The sequence below is a fragment of the Georgenia satyanarayanai genome, assembly GCF_900116375.1.
GTDB lineage: Bacteria > Actinomycetota > Actinomycetes > Actinomycetales > Actinomycetaceae > Oceanitalea > Oceanitalea nanhaiensis.
Genome location: NZ_UETB01000018.1, coordinates 1 through 19,386, shown reverse-complemented (window position 1 = coordinate 19,386; position 19,386 = coordinate 1). Strand labels below are relative to the sequence as shown.

Annotated in this window: 16 protein-coding genes and 1 rRNA gene; 4 read left to right on the top strand and 13 right to left on the bottom strand. The window is 71.0% G+C overall.

All coding sequences use genetic code 11. The annotated features are described in order from the left end of the window. Positions 1–43: 43 nt before the first annotated feature. The 3 genes from DSZ44_RS16335 to DSZ44_RS16325 form a co-directional block, all read right to left on the bottom strand. Positions 44–1,138 (bottom strand): branched-chain amino acid aminotransferase, encoded by a 1,095-nt coding sequence (locus DSZ44_RS16335; RefSeq protein ID WP_110853700.1) that lies wholly within the window; start codon positions 1,136–1,138, stop codon positions 44–46. 134 nt (positions 1,139–1,272) lie between these two features. Next, positions 1,273–2,325 (bottom strand): 3-isopropylmalate dehydrogenase, encoded by a 1,053-nt coding sequence (locus DSZ44_RS16330; RefSeq protein WP_110853699.1) that lies wholly within the window; start codon positions 2,323–2,325, stop codon positions 1,273–1,275. A gap of 103 nt (positions 2,326–2,428) precedes the next feature. After that, entirely contained in the window at positions 2,429–3,004 is a 576-nt protein-coding gene (locus tag DSZ44_RS16325) for an ASCH domain-containing protein (RefSeq protein WP_110853698.1), read from the bottom strand. 77 nt (positions 3,005–3,081) lie between these two features. On the opposite strand from DSZ44_RS16325, the gene DSZ44_RS16320 reads away from it, so the two are divergent. Both DSZ44_RS16320 and DSZ44_RS16315 read left to right on the top strand, forming a co-directional pair. Beyond that, positions 3,082–3,612 (top strand): DUF4870 domain-containing protein, encoded by a 531-nt coding sequence (locus DSZ44_RS16320; RefSeq protein ID WP_110853697.1) that lies wholly within the window; start codon positions 3,082–3,084, stop codon positions 3,610–3,612. 188 nt (positions 3,613–3,800) lie between these two features. Next, positions 3,801–4,931, top strand: a complete 1,131-nt coding sequence (locus DSZ44_RS16315) for a ScyD/ScyE family protein (RefSeq protein WP_110853696.1) — start codon at positions 3,801–3,803, stop codon at positions 4,929–4,931. Between the two features lie 62 nt (positions 4,932–4,993). Here the strand turns inward: DSZ44_RS16315 and ilvC are convergent, their stop codons facing one another. From ilvC to DSZ44_RS16295, 4 genes are all read right to left on the bottom strand, one after another. Next, positions 4,994–6,022, bottom strand: a complete 1,029-nt coding sequence (gene ilvC, locus DSZ44_RS16310; protein WP_110853695.1) for a ketol-acid reductoisomerase — start codon at positions 6,020–6,022, stop codon at positions 4,994–4,996. Between the two features lie 67 nt (positions 6,023–6,089). Then, positions 6,090–6,614, bottom strand: coding sequence for an acetolactate synthase small subunit (gene ilvN, locus DSZ44_RS16305; protein WP_110853694.1), 525 nt, complete (start codon positions 6,612–6,614; stop codon positions 6,090–6,092). A 13-nt stretch (positions 6,615–6,627) separates the two neighbouring features. After that, positions 6,628–8,472, bottom strand: a complete 1,845-nt coding sequence (locus tag DSZ44_RS16300; protein ID WP_110853693.1) for an acetolactate synthase large subunit — start codon at positions 8,470–8,472, stop codon at positions 6,628–6,630. 292 nt (positions 8,473–8,764) lie between these two features. Then, positions 8,765–9,433, bottom strand: a complete 669-nt coding sequence (locus DSZ44_RS16295) for a DUF6226 family protein (protein WP_110853692.1) — start codon at positions 9,431–9,433, stop codon at positions 8,765–8,767. 44 nt (positions 9,434–9,477) lie between these two features. On the opposite strand from DSZ44_RS16295, the gene DSZ44_RS16290 reads away from it, so the two are divergent. Then, positions 9,478–10,458: a quinone oxidoreductase family protein gene (locus tag DSZ44_RS16290; RefSeq protein WP_110853691.1), complete on the top strand. Its 981-nt coding sequence runs from the start codon at positions 9,478–9,480 to the stop codon at positions 10,456–10,458. A gap of 139 nt (positions 10,459–10,597) precedes the next feature. On the opposite strand, the gene ilvD is transcribed toward DSZ44_RS16290, so the two are convergent. The 5 genes from ilvD to DSZ44_RS16265 all read right to left on the bottom strand — a co-directional run bounded on the left by ilvD (position 10,598) and on the right by DSZ44_RS16265 (position 17,652). Further along, positions 10,598–12,298, bottom strand: a complete 1,701-nt coding sequence (gene ilvD, locus DSZ44_RS16285) for a dihydroxy-acid dehydratase (protein WP_110853690.1) — start codon at positions 12,296–12,298, stop codon at positions 10,598–10,600. A gap of 114 nt (positions 12,299–12,412) precedes the next feature. Next, entirely contained in the window at positions 12,413–15,232 is a 2,820-nt protein-coding gene (locus DSZ44_RS16280) for a M14 family zinc carboxypeptidase (RefSeq protein ID WP_110853689.1), read from the bottom strand. A gap of 69 nt (positions 15,233–15,301) precedes the next feature. Further along, complete coding sequence (locus DSZ44_RS16275; RefSeq protein ID WP_110853688.1) at positions 15,302–16,042, bottom strand: amino acid ABC transporter ATP-binding protein; 741 nt, start codon at positions 16,040–16,042, stop codon at positions 15,302–15,304. Continuing rightward, positions 16,039–16,824: an amino acid ABC transporter permease gene (locus tag DSZ44_RS16270; RefSeq protein ID WP_110853687.1), complete on the bottom strand. Its 786-nt coding sequence runs from the start codon at positions 16,822–16,824 to the stop codon at positions 16,039–16,041. Before DSZ44_RS16270 ends, DSZ44_RS16275 begins: the two co-directional genes overlap by 4 nt. A 3-nt stretch (positions 16,825–16,827) precedes the next feature. Beyond that, entirely contained in the window at positions 16,828–17,652 is an 825-nt protein-coding gene (locus tag DSZ44_RS16265) for an ABC transporter substrate-binding protein (protein WP_110853686.1), read from the bottom strand. A gap of 168 nt (positions 17,653–17,820) precedes the next feature. Between DSZ44_RS16265 and rocD the strand changes: the two genes are divergently transcribed. Then, the gene (gene rocD / locus DSZ44_RS16260; RefSeq protein ID WP_110853685.1) at positions 17,821–19,029 is read left to right on the top strand and encodes an ornithine--oxo-acid transaminase; all 1,209 of its coding nucleotides are present in this window, start codon (positions 17,821–17,823) and stop codon (positions 19,027–19,029) included. Positions 19,030–19,089: 60 nt separating this feature from the next. Here rocD and rrf read toward each other — a convergent pair. Beyond that, positions 19,090–19,206, bottom strand: a 5S ribosomal RNA gene (gene rrf / locus DSZ44_RS16255). Positions 19,207–19,386: the final 180 nt, after the last annotated feature.

Here is a 19,386-nt window from a genome sequence, read left to right as displayed (position 1 = left end):
CACACGTGGAGGGTGACGCGTACCACCCGTCCACGCGCTCCCCTCAGACGAGGGGCTGCATCCAGCCGTGCGGGTCCTGCGCGTGGCCGAACTGGATGTCGGTGAGCTGGGTGAACAGGCGCTCGGTGACCGGCCCTGCGGCACCGTCGCCCACGGTGACGTCGAAGGACTCACCGGCCAGGCGCCCGATCGGGGTGATGACCGCCGCGGTGCCGCAGGCGAAGACCTCGCTCACCGAGCCGTCGCGGATGCCGGCGAGCAGGCCCTTGAGCGGGATGTCGCACTCCTCGACCGGGGTGCCCTGGTCGGCGAGCAGCGTGAGGATCGAGGAGCGCGTGACGCCCTCGAGGATGGTGCCGGTGAGGGCCGGGGTGCGCACGACACCGTCGGCGCCGACGACGAAGACGTTCATCCCGCCGAGCTCCTCGAGGTTGCTGGCCGTGCCGGCGTCGAGGAAGCAGACCTGGTCGAAGCCGCGGGCGTAGGCGGTCTGCTGCGGCAGCAGGCTCGCGGCGTAGTTCCCGCCGAACTTCGCGTTGCCGGTGCCACCGGGGCCGGCGCGGTGGAAGTCCTCGGCCACCCAGATCGACACCGGCTGGAAGCCGTTGACGAAGTAGGGGCCGACCGGGGAGGCGATGACGAGGTACTCGTAGCGGTGGGAGGGCCGCACGCCCAGGAAGGGCTCGGTCGCGACCATGAAGGGGCGCAGGTAGAGGCTCGCGCCCGCGGTGGCCGGCACCCACTCGAGGTCGGTCTCCACGAGGGCGCGGATCGAGGCGAGGAAGTCCTCGACGGGCAGCTCGGGCATCGCCAGGCGCCGCGCGGAGGCCTGGAAGCGTCGCGCGTTGGCCTCCGGGCGGAAGGCCCAGGCCGAGCCGTCGGCGTGCCGGTAGGCCTTGAGGCCCTCGAAGATCTCCTGGCCGTAGTGGAAGACCGAGGCCGCCGGGGACAGCTCGAGCGGGGCGAAGCCCTCCACCCGGTGGCCGTGCCACCCGCCGTCGACCGTCCACGTCGCCCGCGCCATGTGGTCGGTGAACTCCACGCCGAAGCTCAGCCGGTCCAGGGCGGCCGCGCGCTCGGCCGTCGTCCGCGGCCGGGAGCTGGGCACGATCGCGAACTCGGCGGGTGCAGTGGTCATGGCGGGCCTCCAGCGGTCCTTCCGTCATCCGCCCGCACGGGCGGGTGCTGGTGCGTGTGGTGGTACTCGAGGGTAGCGCCCGGGGAGGGCGTCGCCGGGAACTCGGGCGGCCCCGTTCCCGGCGCGGACCGCCGTCAGGAGGCGGGCAGGGCCTCGGCGACGGCGGCCGCGAGCGCGTCGCCGACCTCGCTCGTCGTACGCGGCGTTGTCCCGCGGCCGGCGATGTCGGCGGCGACGGCGCGCTCGACGCGGGCCGCGGCGTCGTCGTGGCCGAGGTGGGCGAGGAGCAGGGCGACGGAGAGCACGGTGGCTGTCGGGTCGGCCTTGCCCTGGCCGGCGATGTCGGGCGCGGAGCCGTGGACGGGCTCGAACATGCTCGGCGCGGTGCCGTCGGGGTTGACGTTGCCGGAGGCGGCCAGGCCGATGCCGCCGGTGACGGCCGCGGCGAGGTCGGTGATGATGTCACCGAAGAGGTTGTCGGTGACGATGACGTCGAAGCGTCCGGGGTCGGTGACGAGGAAGATCGTCGCGGCGTCGACGTGGAGGTAGTCCACGGTGACGTCGGGGAACTCCGCGTTGACGCGCTCGACCGTGCGCCGCCACAGGTGGCCGGCGTGGACGAGGACGTTGTGCTTGTGGACGAGCGTGAGCTTCTTGCGGGGGCGTGCCGCGGCGCGGGAGAAGGCGTCACGCACGACGCGCTCGACACCGAAGGCGGTGTTGACGCTCACCTCGTTCGCGACCTCGTGCGGCGTCCCGACGCGGATGGCGCCACCGTTGCCGACGTACGGCCCCTCGGTGCCCTCACGGACGACGACGAAGTCGATCTCGCCGGGGTCGCCCAGCGGCGTGACGACGCCGGGAAAGAGCTTCGAGGGGCGCAGGTTGACGTAGTGGTCGAGCTCGAAACGCAGGCGGAGCAGCAGCCCCCGCTCGAGGACGCCGCTGGGCACGCCCGGGTCCCCCACGGCACCGAGGAGGATGGCGTCGTGCTGGCGGATGGCGGCGAGGTCCTCGTCGGTGAGGGTCTCTCCCGTGCGGTGCCAGCGGGCGGCGCCGAGGTCGTACGGAGTCGTGCGGACGGTGACGTCCTGGAGTGCCGCGTCGAGGACCTTGAGCCCCTCGGCGACAACTTCCTGACCGATTCCGTCGCCGGCGATCACTGCGAGGTCGATGGTGCGCGTCATGCGCCCATCGTAGAGACGGCGTCCACGTGTCGGGACACGCGTCTCACCTACTGGCCCGCCTGTCCTTTCCGGTCCAGGACGACGGCGCGGGGGGACGGCGCGCCTACGTCGTCACCGGCTCCCGCTCGTCCGCCTCGTGCGAGTGGCGCTTCGGGTCGAGGAGACGGAAGCGCTCGAGGACGACCTCGCTGTCCTCGTCGAAGGTCAGTCCCACCTCCGCGAGCTCGCCGGCGAAGAACGGGGCGTGGACGGCACGCCAGTGCTCGAGGGACAGGTCCCCCTCCCCCTCGGCAGCGGCGTGCGCGGCGTCGACCGCGGCGTACGGCACGACCTCGATCGCCGTCGTGACGATGAGCGCCCGGGGGCGACCTGCGCCGTCGAGGATGATGGACAGGTCGCCGGGAGCGGGCACGGACTCCCCGCGGACCGGGTAGGGTGCGGCGGCGCTGGACGTGGCGGTCTTGCGCCCGGCGAGGACGAGCCCGAGGAGCGAGTCCGCCTCGGCGGGGTCCGAGCCGAAGGACCACGCCGGCGGCTGCACCGCCCCGATGGCCTGCTGCCCGACGACGACGTCGAGCCGGTTGAGACCCGCGCGCTTGCGGGCCGTGGCCCAGTAGGCGGCGACGGCGGCGTCCTGCGCCTCGTCGTGGGGGAGGTTCTGCTCGATGTCGTCACTCATGGGGTCGAGTGTGCCAGCCGCGGGCGGGCCCCGGTGCGTACGCTGGGCCCGTAGCGCCCGCCGACGAAGGAGCCCCGATGTCCACCCCTCCCCCTCCCCCGCAGCCCGGTGGCCCGTACGGCGAGCAGCCCTACGGTGGTGGGCACTCCGGCGAGCAGCCCTACGGCGGCGGACCGTACGGCGGGCAGCCGCCAGGCGGGCAGGACGGCGGGTACCCGCCCTACGGGCACCAGCCCTACCAGCAGCCGCAGCCCGGCGGTGACGACCGCACGATCGCGGTGCTCGCGCACCTGTCCCCGCTCATCGCGCTGATCTTCAGCGCCGGCATGCTGAGCTTCCTCGGGCCGCTCATCGTCTGGTTCGTCTGGCGCGACCGCAGCCCGCTCATCCGCAACGCCGCCGTCAGCGCCTTCAACTTCAACGTCACCGTGTGGGTCGCCAGCGCCATCGCCTGGATCTGCGTGTTCACCGTGATCCTCATCCCGCTGTCGATCGTGCTGTGGGTGGGCGCCTTCATCGTCCAGCTGGTGCTGTCGATCAAGGGCGCGATGTCGGCCAGCCGCGGCGAGGTCTACCGCTACCCCCTCCAGGTGCCGATCCTCTCCTGAGGGGGTGAGTGCGGTGTCGTCCGTGAATCGTCCGTCAATCCCCTGGTGGACGCTCCGGGCACGGGCATAGCGTCACGCTGTCCCGGGGCCCCGCACTCTCCCGATACCGCCTCCGCCCGCTCCAGCCCGGTCCCGGTCACCGACCGCCTCATGAGAGACGGCCGTCGGAACCATGCCTGGAGACCCCTATGCGCAGATCCATCCTGGCTGCCGGAGTGAGCGCGCTCGCCCTGGCTGCCACCCTCGTCACCGTTCCCGCGCACGCCCATCCCGACCGCGACAGCGAGCCCGACGTCGTCGTCAACGGCCTCGCCGGTCCCCTCACCCTCGCGGTCGGGGACAAGGGCGACGTCTACGTCACCCAGACCTTCGCCAACACGCTGTCCAAAGTGGACAAGCGGGGCCGGGTCAGCACCCTCCACCAGCTGCCCCTCTCCCCCGAGGAGGGGGAGCTGGTCGGCGTCGCCCGAGACCGCGGTGCGACCTACCACGTCGAGACGGACCTCACCGGTGAGGTCCCCACCAGCCACGTCGTCAAGACGTCCAGGACGGGCAAGCGCACCGTCGTCAGCGACGACCTGTGGGAGTACGAGATCGAGCGGGACCCCGACGCCCGGCAGACCTACGGCTTCCGCAACCTGCGCAGCTCCTGCGCCGACGAGCTCGCGGACTTCGAAGAGACGGTCGGAGCGCCGATCTTCAGCGAGTACACGGGCATCGTCGAGTCCCACGCCTACCAGCTCGACGTCCACGACGGCACCATCTACGTCGCCGACGCCGCCGCGAACGCCATCCTCAAGGTCAACGAGCGCACCGGCCGGATCTCGACGGTCGGCGTCGTCCCGTCCTCGACGATCACCTTCACGGAGGACCTCGAGGCGTACGTCGAGGGCCAGTTCGGCGGCGCGGACCTGCCCGACTGCCTCGTGGGGAAGCGGTTCACGCCGGAGCCCGTGCCGACCGACGTCGTCCGGGGATGGGACGGCGGCCTGTACGTCAGCACGCTCGAGGGCTCGGCCGGCGAGGCGGCGCCGCTGAGCAAGGTCTACCGGCTGAGCCAGTGGACCGGCCGCTCCCTGGAGCTGGCCCGCGGCATGCACGGCGCCACCGGCCTGGCGCTCATGCCCACCGGGCACATCGTCGTCGCCGAGATGTTCGGTGGCGAGGTCTCGGTGATCCGGCCCTTCACCGGCCGCGCCGCGACCCTGTTCGAGGCCGAGAGCCCGGCGGACGTCGGCGTCGACGGACGGACGGTCTACGCGACGACCGGCACCTTCGGTGACGGCGCCCTCGTCAGCTACCGCTACCGGGGGTGGTGAGGGCCCGACACGTGACGAGGCGCCGGCCGGGATCGTCCCCGGCCGGCGCCTCACGGGCGGGATCAGCGCGCGGCGCTGCCCTCGGTGTAGTCGGAGTCCTTGGTCTCCACCCAGCTGAAGAGCTTGCGCAGCTCGCGGCCGGTCGTCTCGATCGGGTGCTGCTCACCCTTGGCCCGCAGCTCCTTGAACTCCGGTGCGCCGGCGTCCTGGTCGGTGATGAAGCGGTCGGCGAAGGCGCCGGACTGGATGTCGGCGAGGACGCCCTTCATGTTCTCCTTGACCTCCGGGGAGATGACCCGCGGGCCGGAGACGTAGTCGCCGTACTCGGCGGTGTCGGAGATGCTCCACCGCTGCTTGGCGATGCCGCCCTCCCACATGAGGTCGACGATGAGCTTGAGCTCGTGAAGGACCTCGAAGTAGGCGACCTCGGGCTGGTAGCCGGCCTCGGTGAGGACCTCGAAGCCGTACTGGACGAGCTGGGAGGTGCCACCGCACAGGACGGCCTGCTCACCGAACAGGTCGGTCTCGGTCTCCTCGGTGAAGGTGGTCTTGATGCCGCCGGCGCGCAGGCCGCCGATGGCCTTGGCGTAGGAGAGCGCGGTGTCCCACGCCGTGCCGGTCGCGTCCTGCTCGACGGCGACGATGACGGGCACGCCGCGGCCGGACTCGTACTCGCGGCGCACGAGGTGGCCCGGGCCCTTGGGGGCGACCATGACGACGTCGTGGCCCGCGGCCGGCTTGATGTAGCCGAAGCGGATGTTGAAGCCGTGGGCGAAGAGCAGCGTGGCGTCGGCCTTGAGGTTGGGCTCGATGTCCTGCGCGTAGAGCGTGCGCTGCACCTGGTCGGGGGCGAGGATGACGACGACGTCGGCACCGGAGACGGCGTCGGCGATGCTCGCGGTCTGCAGGCCCTGGTCCTTGGCCTTGGCGGCCGACGAGCTGCCCTCGCGCAGGCCGACGGTGACGTCGACACCGGAGTCGCGCAGGTTCAGTGCGTGGGCGTGCCCCTGGCTGCCGTAGCCGATGACGGCGACCTTCTTCCCGGCGATGACGGACAGGTCGGCGTCGTCGTCGTAGTACAGCTCAGCCACAGTGTTCTCCCTGGTGTTTGGTGTGGTGGCCCTGCGAGGGCCGGTGCTTCGTTGGTCAGTATGGGGGTCAGGCGGTCCGGACCCGCTCGAGGGCGCGGTCGGTCATCGAGCGAGAGCCGCGGCCGATGGCCACGGTGCCGGACTGGACGATCTCGCGGACGCCGTGCGCCTCGAGGGCCGTCAGCAGCGCCTGCAGCTTGGAGTGCGAGCCGGTCGCCTCGATCGTCACGGCGTCCGGGGCGACGTCGACGACGTGGGCCCGGAACAGCTCGACGACCTGGAGGACGGCGGTGCGCGAGGCGTCGTCGGCACGGACCTTGACGAGCAGGAGCTCGCGCTGGACCGAGGACTCCGGCTCCAGCTCGACGATCTTGATGACGTTGATGAGCTTGTTCAGCTGCTTGGTCACCTGCTCGAGGGGCAGCTCGGCGGCGTCGACGACGACCGTGATCCGGGAGATGTCCGGGTGCTCGGTCGGACCGACGGCGAGGGAGTGGATGTTGAAGGCGCGGCGGGCGAACAGCGCGGACACGCGCGTCAGCACGCCGGGCTTGTTCTCCACCAGGACCGACAGGGTGTGACGGGTACTCATCGCTTTCCTCGCTTCACTCGTCGCGGTCCCACGAGGGGGTGATTCCCCGCGCGTACTGGATGTCGTCGTTGCTCACGCCGGCGGCCACCATCGGCCACACCATCGCGTCGCGGCTGACGACGAAGTCGACGACGACGGGACGGTCGTTGATCTCCATCGCCTTCCTGATCGTGTCGTCCACGTCCGCGACGGTCTCCGCGCGCAGCCCGACGCAGCCGTAGGCCTCGGCGAGCTTGACGAAGTCGGGGATGCGAGCGGTCTGGTGGCCGGTGTTGAGGTCGGTGTTGGAGTAGCGGCCGTCGTAGAAGAGGGTCTGCCACTGCCGGACCATGCCGAGGGAGGAGTTGTTGATGACGGCCACCTTGATCGGGATGCCCTCGAGAGCGCAGGTGGCCAGCTCCTGGTTGGTCATCTGGAAGCAGCCGTCGCCGTCGATGGCCCACACCGTGCGGTCCGGCATGCCGACCTTCGCGCCCATGGCGGCGGGCACGGCGTAGCCCATGGTGCCCAGGCCACCGGAGTTGAGCCAGGTGCGCGGGTGCTCGTAGCGGATGAACTGGGCGGCCCACATCTGGTGCTGGCCCACACCCGAGGCGTAGATGGCGTCGGGGCCGGCGATCTCACCGATCCGGCTGATGACGTGCTGCGGTGCGACGTGCCCGTCCGCCGTCGGGGTCCAGCCGAGGGGGTAGGTCTCACGCAGCTCGTCCAGACGCTGCCACCACGCCTCGATGTCCGGCTTGCCGAACTGCTCGTGGGCTGCGGCCAGCTCGGTGACGAGGTCCGGGATGGTGTCGGCGAGGTCCCCGACGATCGGGACGTCCGCGTGCCGGTTCTTGGAGATCTCCGCCGGGTCGATGTCGGCGTGGACGATCGTCGCCTTGGGGGCGAAGGAGGACAGCTGGCCGGTGACGCGGTCGTCGAAGCGGGCACCCAGCGTGACGATGAGGTCGGCCTGCTGGAGCGCGGCGACGGCCGCGACGGACCCGTGCATGCCCGGCATGCCCAGGTGCTGGGGGTGGGAGTCGGGCAGGGCGCCGCGGGCCATGAGCGTGGTGACCACGGGCGCACCGGACAGGTCGGTGAGCCGGCGCAGCGACTCGGAGGCCTGGGCGCGGATGACGCCACCACCGACGTAGAGCACCGCGCGCCGCGAGGTCGCCAGGAGCCGGGCCGCCTCGCGCACCTGGCGCGAGTGGGGCTTGACGGAGGGACGGTAGCCGGGCAGGTCGAGCTGCTGCGGCCACGCGAAGGTCGTCCGGGACTGCTGGGCGCTCTTGGCGATGTCGACGAGGACGGGGCCGGGGCGGCCGGTGGAGGCGATGTGGAAGGCCTCGGCGATGCGCGCGGGGATCTCGTCGGGGTCGGTGACGAGGAAGGAGTGCTTGGTCAGCGGCATGGTGGCGCCGACGATGTCGGCCTCCTGGAACGCGTCGGTGCCGATCGCGCTCGCCCCCACCTGGCCGGTGATGGCGACGAGAGGCACGGAGTCCATGTGGGCGTCGGCAAGCGCGGTGATGAGGTTCGTCGCGCCGGGGCCGGACGTCGCCATGCACACGCCCACCTTCCCGGTGGCCGCGGCGTAGCCGGTGGCGGCGTGACCGGCGCCCTGCTCGTGACGCACGAGGATGTGACGCAGCCGCGTGGAGTCGAAGAGCGGGTCGTAGGTGGGCAGGATGGCCCCGCCGGGGATGCCGAAGATGACCTCCGCACCAACCTCCTCGAGGGAGCGGACGATGCTCGTGGCGCCGTCGACCTCCTCGCGGATCTGACCGGCAGGCGCGGCCGGCGCGACGACGCTGGGCGCCGACGGCTGCGGGGTGGTGCGGGGCGGCGCGGGGACTGGTCCCTTGGCCATGATGACCCTCCTGGTACCTCGGTGGTGGTGCGGCAGAGCGGCAAACAAAAAACCCCTCGACCCGAGGAGGGTGCGAAGGGATGCGCGCAGCGGGACCGGCTCAGCGGTCGGCGGCTGCGCGCCTGTGAAGTACGACGTCCTGCTGCATGCCGAAACTGTAACCCCGCCCCACCCCTCAACCCAAACCGTCTCACATAATGGTTTTCCGTCCCGGCATCTGACACGCCCGTCGGCGTTGCCACCCCCCCACCCCTCTCCCGCCGAGAGCTGAGTTGTTACGGCGCCGTTCTCGTCACGGCCGACGCGCCCACGGACGCCAAGGCCCACCGCGGCGCCGTCTCAGTGTGGCGCGGGCGGAACTGCCCCGGAACCGCGGAACTCGGTGCGCCACCTGCCTGCCAGAGCTGACGTTGCCGTGCCGGTCGGCGAGCGCGTACTGCACCCACCGCCGAGGTCGGCGGTGGAGGCGCTCCCCGTAGCGGCCCTCGGCCACCGCGAGCACCAGGTCCTCGAGGCCGTCGACCTCGGTGTGCCAGGTCGCGTCGCACGCGTCGCAGCCGCACCCCGGGAAGGGGAAGTCGTGCAGCAGACCCGCGTGGACCAGCACGGAGTAGTCGTCGAGGAGGACGACGGTCAGCGCCGCGGCGTCGGCCACCCGCGGGGTCAGCCGCACCGCCCGCACCACGCCGGCGCCCGGGAGGTCGCCGTCGTCCGCGAGGACGCCGACGTCTGCGGCGACGGCGAGGTCCTCCTCGACGAGGACGTCGTAGGTGGCGATGAGGTGCGCGACGAGCGCCTCGGCCACGAGGTGCAGCGGGGAGAACCGCTCGAGGTTGCTGTCGACCGAGTACGCGTCCTCCGGCGGTGGGTCGTCACCCCACCGGTGGCCGTAGGCGATGACGGCGCCGTGCTCGTCGCGGAACACCTCCTCGGGGACCGCCGGTCGGGTGTAGTCGCTCACGGCTGCCACGGTACTCAGCGGGAGCGACGGGTATACATGGAGGTATGCGTGCCATCCATGCCACCGAGGCCGGGGGACCTGAGGTCCTCACCGTCGTCGAGCTGCCCGACGAGCCGCCGGGCCCGGGCGAGGTCCGGGTCGAGGTGGCCGCCGCCGGGGTCAACTTCATCGACACCTACCGCCGCGGCGGGGTGTACCCCATGGACTTCCCCCACGTCGTCGGCTCCGAGGGTGCCGGCACCGTCGTCGAGGTCGGCGACGGCGTCACCGAGTTCTCGGCCGGCGACCACGTCGCGTGGGCCGCAGCGCCGGGCAGCTACGCCGAGCGGGTGAACGTCCCCGTGCGGGAGGCCATCCCCGTCCCGGCGGGCATCGACCTCCACACCGCCGCCGCGCTTCCCCTCCAGGGGATGACCGCCCACTACCTCAGCGCCTCGACCTTCCCCGTCTCCGCCGGTGACGTCGCGCTCGTCCACGCCGGCGCCGGCGGGGTGGGGCTGCTGCTCACCCAGCTCGTCGTCCGCCGCGGCGGACGGGTGATCTCCACCGTGTCGACCGCGGAGAAGGAGCTGCTGTCCCGCGAGGCCGGTGCGGAGCAGGTCATCCGGTACACCGAGCTCGAGGACCTCACGGCCGAGCTGCCCCAGATCGTCCGCGAGCTCACCGACGGCCGCGGTGTCGACGTCGTGTACGACGGCGTGGGCAGGGCGACCTTCGACGCCTCCCTGGGCAGCCTGCGCCCGCGGGGGATGCTCGTGCTCTTCGGCGGGTCCAGCGGTCAGGTTCCGCCGTTCGACCTCCAGCGGCTGAACTCCGCCGGGTCTGTCTTCGCCACACGCCCGACCCTCGCCCACTACACCGCCGACCGCGCCGAGCTGCTCTGGCGGGCCGCCGACCTCTTCCACGCCGTCGCCGACGGGCTGGACGTCCGCATCGGGCAGGAGTTCCCGCTCGAGGAGGCCGCCGCCGCGCACGCCGCCCTCGAAGGTCGGCAGACGACGGGCAAGGTCCTCCTCGTCCCGTAGCAGATCCCCCTCCCCCGTAGCCGCCGGGAGCTGGATCCAGCTCTCGGCGGAGGGGGCGCTCGACGCCGGAAGCCTCCCGATACACCGGGAGCCGGACTCCTCCGTGAGGAGTCCGGCTCCCGGCGTCAGGCGGAGTGCGCTAGGCGAGGATGGCGCCCTTGCTCGCCGACTGGACGAGCTTGGTGTACTTGCCGAGCACGCCCTTGGTGAACTGCGGGGCGATCGGCGCCCAGCCCTCGCGGCGCCGGGCCAGCTCGTCCTCGTCGACCAGGAGGTCGAGGGTCTTGCCGGCGACGTCGAGGCGGATCGTGTCGCCGTCACGGACGAAGGCGATGGGTCCGGCGTCGACCGCCTCGGGGGCCACGTGCCCGACGCACAAGCCGGTCGTGCCACCGGAGAAACGGCCGTCGGTGAGCAGGAGGACGTCCTTGCCGAGCCCGGCACCCTTGATCGCGCCGGTGATGGCGAGCATCTCGCGCATGCCCGGGCCGCCCTTGGGTCCCTCGTAGCGGATGACGACGACGTCGCCGGCCTGGATGGTGCCGTCCTCGAGGGCGTCCATCGCGGCCCGCTCGCGCTCGAAGACGCGGGCGGTGCCCTCGAAGACGTCGGAGTCGAAGCCCGCGGACTTCACGACCGCGCCCTCAGGGGCGAGCGAGCCGCCGAGGATGGTGATGCCGCCGGTCGCGTGGATCGGGTTGTCCAGCGCGCGCAGGATCTTGCCGTCCGGGTCCGGGGGGTTGATGCCCTCGAGGTTCTCCGCGACGGTCTTGCCGGTGACGGTGAGGCAGTCGCCGTGCAGGAGCCCGGCGTCGAGCAGGGCCTTCATGACGACGGGCACGCCGCCGATGCGGTCGATGTCGTTCATGACGTAGCGGCCGAAGGGCTTGAGGTCGCCCAGGTGCGGCACGCGCTCGGCGATACGGCTGAAGTCGTCGAGCGTGAGGTCGACCTCGGCCTCGTTGGCGATCGCGAGGAGGTGCAGCACCGCGTTCGTCGAGCCACCGAACGCCATGACGACGGCGATCGCGTTCTCGAGCGACTTCTTCGTGATGATGTCGCGCGCGGTGATGCCCTGGCGGAGCATCTCGACGACGGCCTCGCCGCTGCGGTGGGCGAACATGTCGCGGCGGCGGTCCGCCGACGGCGGGGCGGCGGAGCCGGGCAGGGACATGCCCATCGCCTCGGCGACCGAGGCCATGGTGTTGGCGGTGTACATGCCGCCGCAGGCGCCCTCACCGGGGCAGATGGCGCGCTCGATGCGGTCGAGGTCGCCCTTGCTCATGAGCCCGCGGGAGCACGCGCCGACGGCCTCGAAAGCGTCGATGAGCGTGACGTCCTTCTCGGTGCCGTCCTCGAGCTTGACCCAGCCCGGCATGATCGTGCCGGCGTAGAGGAAGACGGCAGCGAGGTCGAGGCGGGCGGCGGCCATGAGCATGCCGGGCAGCGACTTGTCGCAGCCGGCGAGGAGCACGGAGCCGTCGAGACGCTCGGCCTGCATGACGGTCTCGACGGAGTCGGCGATGATGTCCCGCGAGACGAGGGAGTAGTGCATGCCCTCGTGGCCCATCGAGATGCCGTCGGACACCGAGATGGTGCCGAACTGCAGCGGGTAGCCACCGCCGGAGTGGACGCCCTCCTTCGCTCCCTGCGCCAGGCGGTCCAGGGAGAGGTTGCAGGGCGTGATCTCGTTCCACGAGCTCGCGATGCCGATCTGGGGCTTGGCGAAGTCCTCGTCACCCAGGCCGACGGCACGAAGCATCCCGCGCGACGCCGTTGCCTCGATGCCGTCGGTCACCTGACGGCTGCGCGGCTTGATGTCAGTGGCTTCGGTGGTCATGGCCCGAGTCTAAGACTCCGGACCGACACGTCGGTCCACCGTTCGAGCGGCAAGACATGCCAGCGGGGCGGCGCCTCCGGTCGGGAGGTGCCGCCCCGCTGGGTCAGGCCGGTGTCAGTCCGTCAGGCGACGACGGGCGACGAGCACGCCGCCGGCACCGGCGAGCAGCACCGTGAGGACACCGAGCATCCAGACGTCGGCGCCGGTGGTGGGCAGACGACCGCTCCCCGGCCCGTCGGTCGGGGCCGTCGTCGGGGCGACCGTCGGCCCGGCGGTGGTGGGCTCCTCGGTGGGCTCCGACGTGGTCGGCTCCTCGGTCGGGGCCGGGGTGGTCGGCTCCTCCGTCGGCTCCTCCGTCGGCTCCTCGACGGGCGGCTCGATGAGCGCCCCCTCGGGACCGGCCCACAGGAGTGCGGCGGCGACGTCGTCGAACATGCCCCGCGGGTGGGTGCGGAAGAACGGGTCGGTGCCGAAGACGAGCGCCCGCGCACCGTCGGCGTTGACCGCGGAGATGACGGACGGCTGCCCGCCGGCCTGCTCCGGCCCGCCGGTGCCGTCCCCGTTCGGCAGCCAGTGACCACTGAGCAGCGGCTCGGTGCCGTATGACTGCTCGACGGTGACGTCGTCCCCGAGCTCGGTGAAGTACGCCGGGCCGTAGGCGAAGGCCGCGTCCTCGGCCTGGGCGGAGATGACCCCGTCCTCCGTGTCGACGAGGACGACGCCGTTGGCGCGTCCCGGCCCGGTGACGACGTCCGCCTCGAACAGCTCGAACTCCTCCGCTGCCCAGATCCCCGCGTCCGCCGTCGCGACGGCGCCCTTGCCGGAGTCGAAGTACGCCTCGAGCGCGTCGTCCGCGGCGTCGGCGTCCTCGCCCAGCCGCAGGCGGGACCCGAGCCACAGGACGTCGATCTCCTCGAGGTCGACGCTGCCGTCGTTCAGGCCCTCGACAGTCACGCGCACCGGGTCGACGAAGCCGAGCCCGGTGAGGACGAGCTCGTCCTCCCCGCCGTAGGGCGCGGACGAGGTGTAACCGACGCGCAGGGCGGACAGGCCGCGCACGTCGTCGCCGGCGAGCTCGCGCCCGTCGGTGGCGGTGAAGGCGACGCCGAGCAGCTCGCTGAGTGCTGCGGCCTGCTCCAGCCCGTCGGGGCCGACGACGACGGTGCCGTCCCCGACGTCGACGACGGCAACGCCGGCGGCGAGCAGGAGGTTGACGGCCTGCACGGCGGCGACACCGTCGAGCGCGAGGCTCACGTAGTCGGCGTCGTCCGGGAAGCTACCCGTCGGGGGCGCGACGGCGACGGGCGTCGTCGTCACGTCGAGGGCGGGGTCGGTCGTGCTGCCCACGCGGTCGACCTCGGCGCCCCAGAGGCGACCGAGGCTCCACGCCGAGATGTCGTACATGCTCGGGACGCGGTCTGAGATGTCCGCCCCGTCGGAGAGGAGCACGTTGGCCAGGCCGCGAAGCGGCTGGTGCATGTCGACGACGAAGCTGCCCGCGGCGTACTCCTCGCCGCCGACGGAGAAGTCGGCGTCGGCGACACCGACCTCGACGCCGTGGGCGATGAGGTGGTCGACGAGGGTGGCGGCGTCGGTCGAGCCCGCGGGGATGACGTAGGCGCGCGGGAACTCGGTCCCGGTGACGTCGGCCGCGTCCCACTCCTCCGCCCACTCGTCAGGGCCCTCGTACTCGTCCGGGTCCGGGTTGGCCGGGATCTCGACGAGCGGCAGACCCGCCTCACCGCGGCGGAAGATCTCCATCTGGTTGCCGAGGATCGCGTCGCGGTTCTCGTCGACGTAGGCGACCGTCGACTCGATGACCTGGTGGCCGACCTCCCGGTTGGTCGCCAGACGCTCGGCATTCTCCGCGAGCTGCTCCTCGAGGGTCGCTGCGCGACTGCGGCCGGGACCGAGCTCGACGGTGTAGGCGATGGAGCCCTGGAACTGGACGTACTGGGGGGTGAAGATCGGCGGCCAACCGTCCCAGCCGTCCGGGATGTCGCGGAAGGGGATGATGATCCCGCCGTCCTCGGTCAGCGGGTTGCCCGCGATGTCCGCGTCGATGACGTCCTGCTCGATGCGCAGGGCGGCGGCGTAGGAGTAGGGCATGAGGAGGTCGTGCTCGTAGTTCTCACCCTGCGGCGGGCCGGTGGGCTCGACCTGGAGGTTGCCGGTGTAACCGTGGATGTCGACGAAGAAGATCGGCTGCAGGTCCCCGGTGAGGTCGCGGATGATCCGTGTCTCGGGAGTCGTGTTGGTGATGAAGTCACGGTTCGCGTCGAGGTTGAGCGCGGTGGCGCGGGTCCCGGCGACGCGGCCGTCGGGGTTGTTGCTCACCGTGAAGTACAGGCGGTAGTTCTCGGCGAGGGCGACGGCGTCCGCGTCGCCCGCCTCGAGGTCCTCGACGAGCTCGTCGATGTAGGAGAGGGCGGCGTCGGTGCCGTCCCACTCGTTGCCGTGGATGTTGTTGTTGAACCAGATCGGCGGCTTGTAGCCGGCCATGAGCGCGTCGTCGTCCTGGGCGGCGGCAGCGTCATGCTTGATCCGGTCGCGCCAATCGTCCTGCTGGGCGCTCTCCTCGGCCGACTCCGGGGCCGTGATCGTCACGAGGTACAGGTCGCGCCCCTCGGTGGACTGGCCGACGACCTCCGTGGAGACGTACTCGCTCGCCTCCATGTGCGCGTTGAGGGTCGGCGCGATCTCGTGGAAGGGGATGGCCCCACGCCAGTAGGACTGGTCGTCCTCGTTCACCGGCGGCTCGGTGAGCGGCTCCTGCCGCGGGTAGGGCACGCCGTCGTCCTCGGGCACGGCACTCACCGTCGGGGGCGTGACCACCGTGGCCACCGGGCCGGCACCCGCGGCGGGTACCGTCACCGCCCCCAGCAGCGCGGCGGAGACCGCCGCACCGCACCAGACTCGTCGTCGAACCTGCATCGTGTTCCTCTCGTCAACATGCGAAAAGCGGAGTGAGGGAGGCGCACCAACGGCTCGGGGTGGGAGCGGCTAGAGCACCTTCGACAGGAACGCCTGGGTGCGGGCGTGCTGGGGGTCGGCGAGGACCTCGGCGGGTACGCCTTCCTCGACGATGAGGCCGTCGTCCATGAAGACGAGCCGGTCCCCCACCTCGCGGGCGAAGCCCATCTCGTGGGTGACGACCATCATCGTCATGCCCTCGGCGGCGAGGAGCTTCATCACGTCGAGGACCTCACCGACGAGCTCGGGGTCGAGCGCGGAGGTCGGCTCGTCGAAGAGCATCATGTCGGGGTTCATCGACAGGGCGCGGGCGATGGCGACGCGCTGCTGCTGACCACCGGACAGCTGCGCCGGGTACGCGTCGCCGCGGTCGGCGAGCCCCACCCGCTCGAGCATGGCGCGGGCGACCTCGGCCGACTCCTGCTTGCCGCGCTTGAGCACCCGCCGCTGGGCGATGGTGAGGTTGCCCATGACGTCGAGGTGCGGGAAGAGGTTGAACTGCTGGAACACCATCCCGATGCGGGTGCGCACGGAGTCGATGTCGCAGTCCGGGTCGAGGATGTCCTCGCCCTCGATGCGCAGCGAGCCGCCGCTGGGCTCCTCGAGCCGGTTGACCGTACGCAGCAGCGTGGACTTCCCCGAGCCGGAGGGGCCGATGACACAGACGACCTCGCCCGTGTGGACCGACAGGTCGATGCCCTTGAGCACCTCGTTGTCGCCGAAGCTCTTGCGCAGTCCCGTGATCTCGATCGCGGGGGTGGTGCCCGTCATCGTCCCCTCGCCATCCGTCGTTCGAGCACCGCCACGAGCCGGGTGAGCGGGATCGTGATGAGCAGGTAGAGCATCGCGCCCATGACGAGCGGGGTGCCGTTGCCGGTCGTCGTCTGGCCGTCCCGGGCGAAGGTCGTCAGCTCCTTGGTCAGCACCGTGGAGCCGGCGATGAACAGGAGCGAGGTGTCCTTGAGGAGGAGGACGAACTCGTTGGTCAGCGGCGGGATGATGATCCGGAAGCCCTGGGGCAGGACGATCCTCATCATCGTCGTGGCCGGGGACATGCCCAACGACCGCGCTGCTTCGTTCTGGCCCCTGGGGACCGCCTGGATACCGGCGCGGATGACCTCGGCCATGTAGGCGGAGGCGACGAAGATGAGGCCGACGAGACCGGCGCCCACGTTGCCGCCGGGAAGCCGGAACCCGAGAGCGATCGGCACCACGTACGCCATCGCGAAGATCGTCAGCAGGGCCGGCAGACCCCGGAAGAGTTCGATCCAGGCGGTCGCGAACCACCGGTAGGGCCCCACGCTCGAGAGCTTCATCAACGCGAAGACGATGCCGAGCAGCAGACCCCCGACGAAGGCGATGAGAGTGAACAGGACGGTGTTCTTCAGCGCGATGGTGATGATCTGCGGGAACTGGTCGCGAGCGATGTCCCACTGGAAGAACTGGCTGGCGATCCGCTCCCAGTCCGCCAGCACCGCGACGGTCGCGAGCACGGCGAAGAACAGGACGTACAGCCCGATCCTCGTCAGCCGCCGACGTGTCGTGAGACGCATGGTCTACTGCGGCTCGACGGCGAAGTAGGAGTCGTAGATGTCCTGGTAGGTGCCGTCGTCGCGCAGCGTCTGCAGCGCGTCGTTGATCGCGGTGACGAACTCCTCCGGGGCGTCCCCGTCCATCGCGTAGCCGTACTGCTCGTCGGTGGAGTACTCCTCGACGATGACGTAGGCCGGGTCGGCCTTGGCGTTCTCGACGTTGACGGGAAGGTCCTGGAGGATCGCGTCGATCTGGCCGGCCTGGATCGCGGACCACAGCTCGGAGTTGCCCGGGTACTCCACGAGCGTGGCGCCCTCGGCGTTCTCCTCGGCGTAGGACATGCCCGTGGTACCGGCCTGGACCCCGACGTTCACGCCGTCGAGGTCAGCGATCGACTCGATACCCGAGTCGGGTGCGACCAGGAGGGACTGGAGGGAGTCGTAGTACGGCTCGGAGAACGTGAGGTTCTCCTCGCGCTCCGGCGTGATGGTGATCGCCGAGGCCCCGATGTCGCACTGGTCAGCGGCGAGCGTGGTGCCGGACTGCAGGGCCTCGAAGCTCACGTCCTCCACCGCGAGGTCCAGCTCGAGCTCGTCGGCGATCGCCTGGAGGAGGTCGATGTCGAAGCCGCTGTACCCGCTGGGCGCCTCGGCGTCCTCGACCTCGAAGGGCGGGTAGGGAACTTCGGAGCACGCGGTGAGGGTGCCGGGGTTGATGAGGCCGAGCGCGTCGTCGCCGCCCTCACCGCCGCTCTCGCCGCCGCTGTCACCACAGGCAGCCACGAGCAGGAGCGCTGCTGCCGCGGTCGCGGCGAGCATGCTGCGTCGGGCCAGAGGAGAAGAGTTCATTTGTCCGTTGTCCTTCTGCTGGGTGTGGGACGGCTGGCGTCATGCTACGCGGTCCCACGTTACCGGCGTGTCACATCCGCTCCACGTCCGCGCCGCCCGGAAACCCGGATCTCACGGGGTTCACCGGCCTACGATCGTGACGGACCACACCGAGGCGGGGAGGAGTCCATGACCACCGCGGAGACCATCGCAGTCGAGAGCGCCGTGCTCGCGCAGACCTACGCGCCGCTGCCGGTCGTCCTCACCGAGGGGCAGGGCGTGTGGGTCCGGGACGTCGAGGGTCGGGAGTACCTCGATGCCCTCGCCGGCTACTCCGCTCTCAACTTCGGTCACGCACACCCCGCGCTCGTGGCGGCGGCCGAGCAGCAGCTGCGCCGTCTCACACTCACCAGCCGCGCCTTCCACAACGACAGGCTGGCCGGCTTCGCTCAGCGACTGTCCCGGTTGTGCGGCAAGGACCGTGTCCTGCCGATGAACACCGGGGCGGAGGCCGTCGAGACCGCGATCAAGGTGGCCCGGAAGTGGGCGTACACCAGACGCGGGGTGCCCGACGGCCGGGCACGCATCATCGTCGCGGAGAACAACTTCCACGGGCGGACGACGACGATCGTCGGCTTCTCCAGCGACCCTGCTGCGCGCGCGGGTTTCGGTCCGTACGACGGCGGGTTCGACGCCGTCCCCTTCGGCGACGCCGCCGCCCTCGAGGCAGCGGTCCAACCGACGACGACGGCGGTCCTGCTCGAGCCGATCCAGGGCGAGGCCGGCGTCGTGCTGCCTCCGCCCGGCTACCTCGCAGCGGTCCGGGAGATCTGCGACCGCCATGGCCTGCTGCTCCTCGCGGACGAGGTGCAGAGCGGACTCGGCCGCACGGGCCGCACCTTTGCGTGTGAGAACGACGCCGTGGTCCCGGACGTCTACATCCTCGGGAAGGCGCTGGGAGGCGGGGTGCTCCCCGTCTCTGCCGTCGTCGCGGACACGGTGGTCCTGGACGTCCTCGGTGTCGGGGAGCACGGCTCGACCTTCGGTGGCAACCCGCTGGCCTGCGCGGTGGGTGAGGCCGTGATCGGCCTCCTCGAGCCTGGCGATCTGCAGGAGCACGTCCGGGCGCTCGAGCCCGTGATGGAGGAAGGCTTGGCAAGACTCCACGAGCTCGGGGTCCTGCGCCACCGTGTCCGCGGACTGTGGGCCGGCATCGACCTTGACCCCCGGGTGGCCAGCGGGCGGCGGTTGTGCGAGGAGCTGCAGCACCACGGTGTACTGACCAAGGACACGCACGGAGCGACGCTCCGACTCGCTCCCCCGCTGGTGATCACCGACGAGGAGCTTATGCTCCTTCTCGAACGCCTGGAGTCGGCGTTGCTCGCGTTGCAACGGTAACCGGCGGGTGGTGAAACACGTAAGGGCCGCACCTGTGGTGCGGCCCTTACGGGAATGGGTGTTCGGCGGTGTCCTACTCTCCCACGTAGTCTCCCACGCAGTACCATCGGCGCTGAGGGGCTTAGCTTCCGGGTTCGGAATGGGACCGGGCGTTTCCCCCTCGCTATGACCGCCGTAACTCTGTGGAGTTGTCCGACCGCTTCCCTCACGTGTGTGAGGGGTGGGTGGCTCCAGAACCGTACAGTGGACGCGTCAACATTTGATCTTGATAGTTGTGGTGAAGTTGTTGGCCAATTAGTACCGGTCAGCTCCACGGGTCGTTAGTCCCCGCTTCCACGTCCGGCCTATCAACCCAGT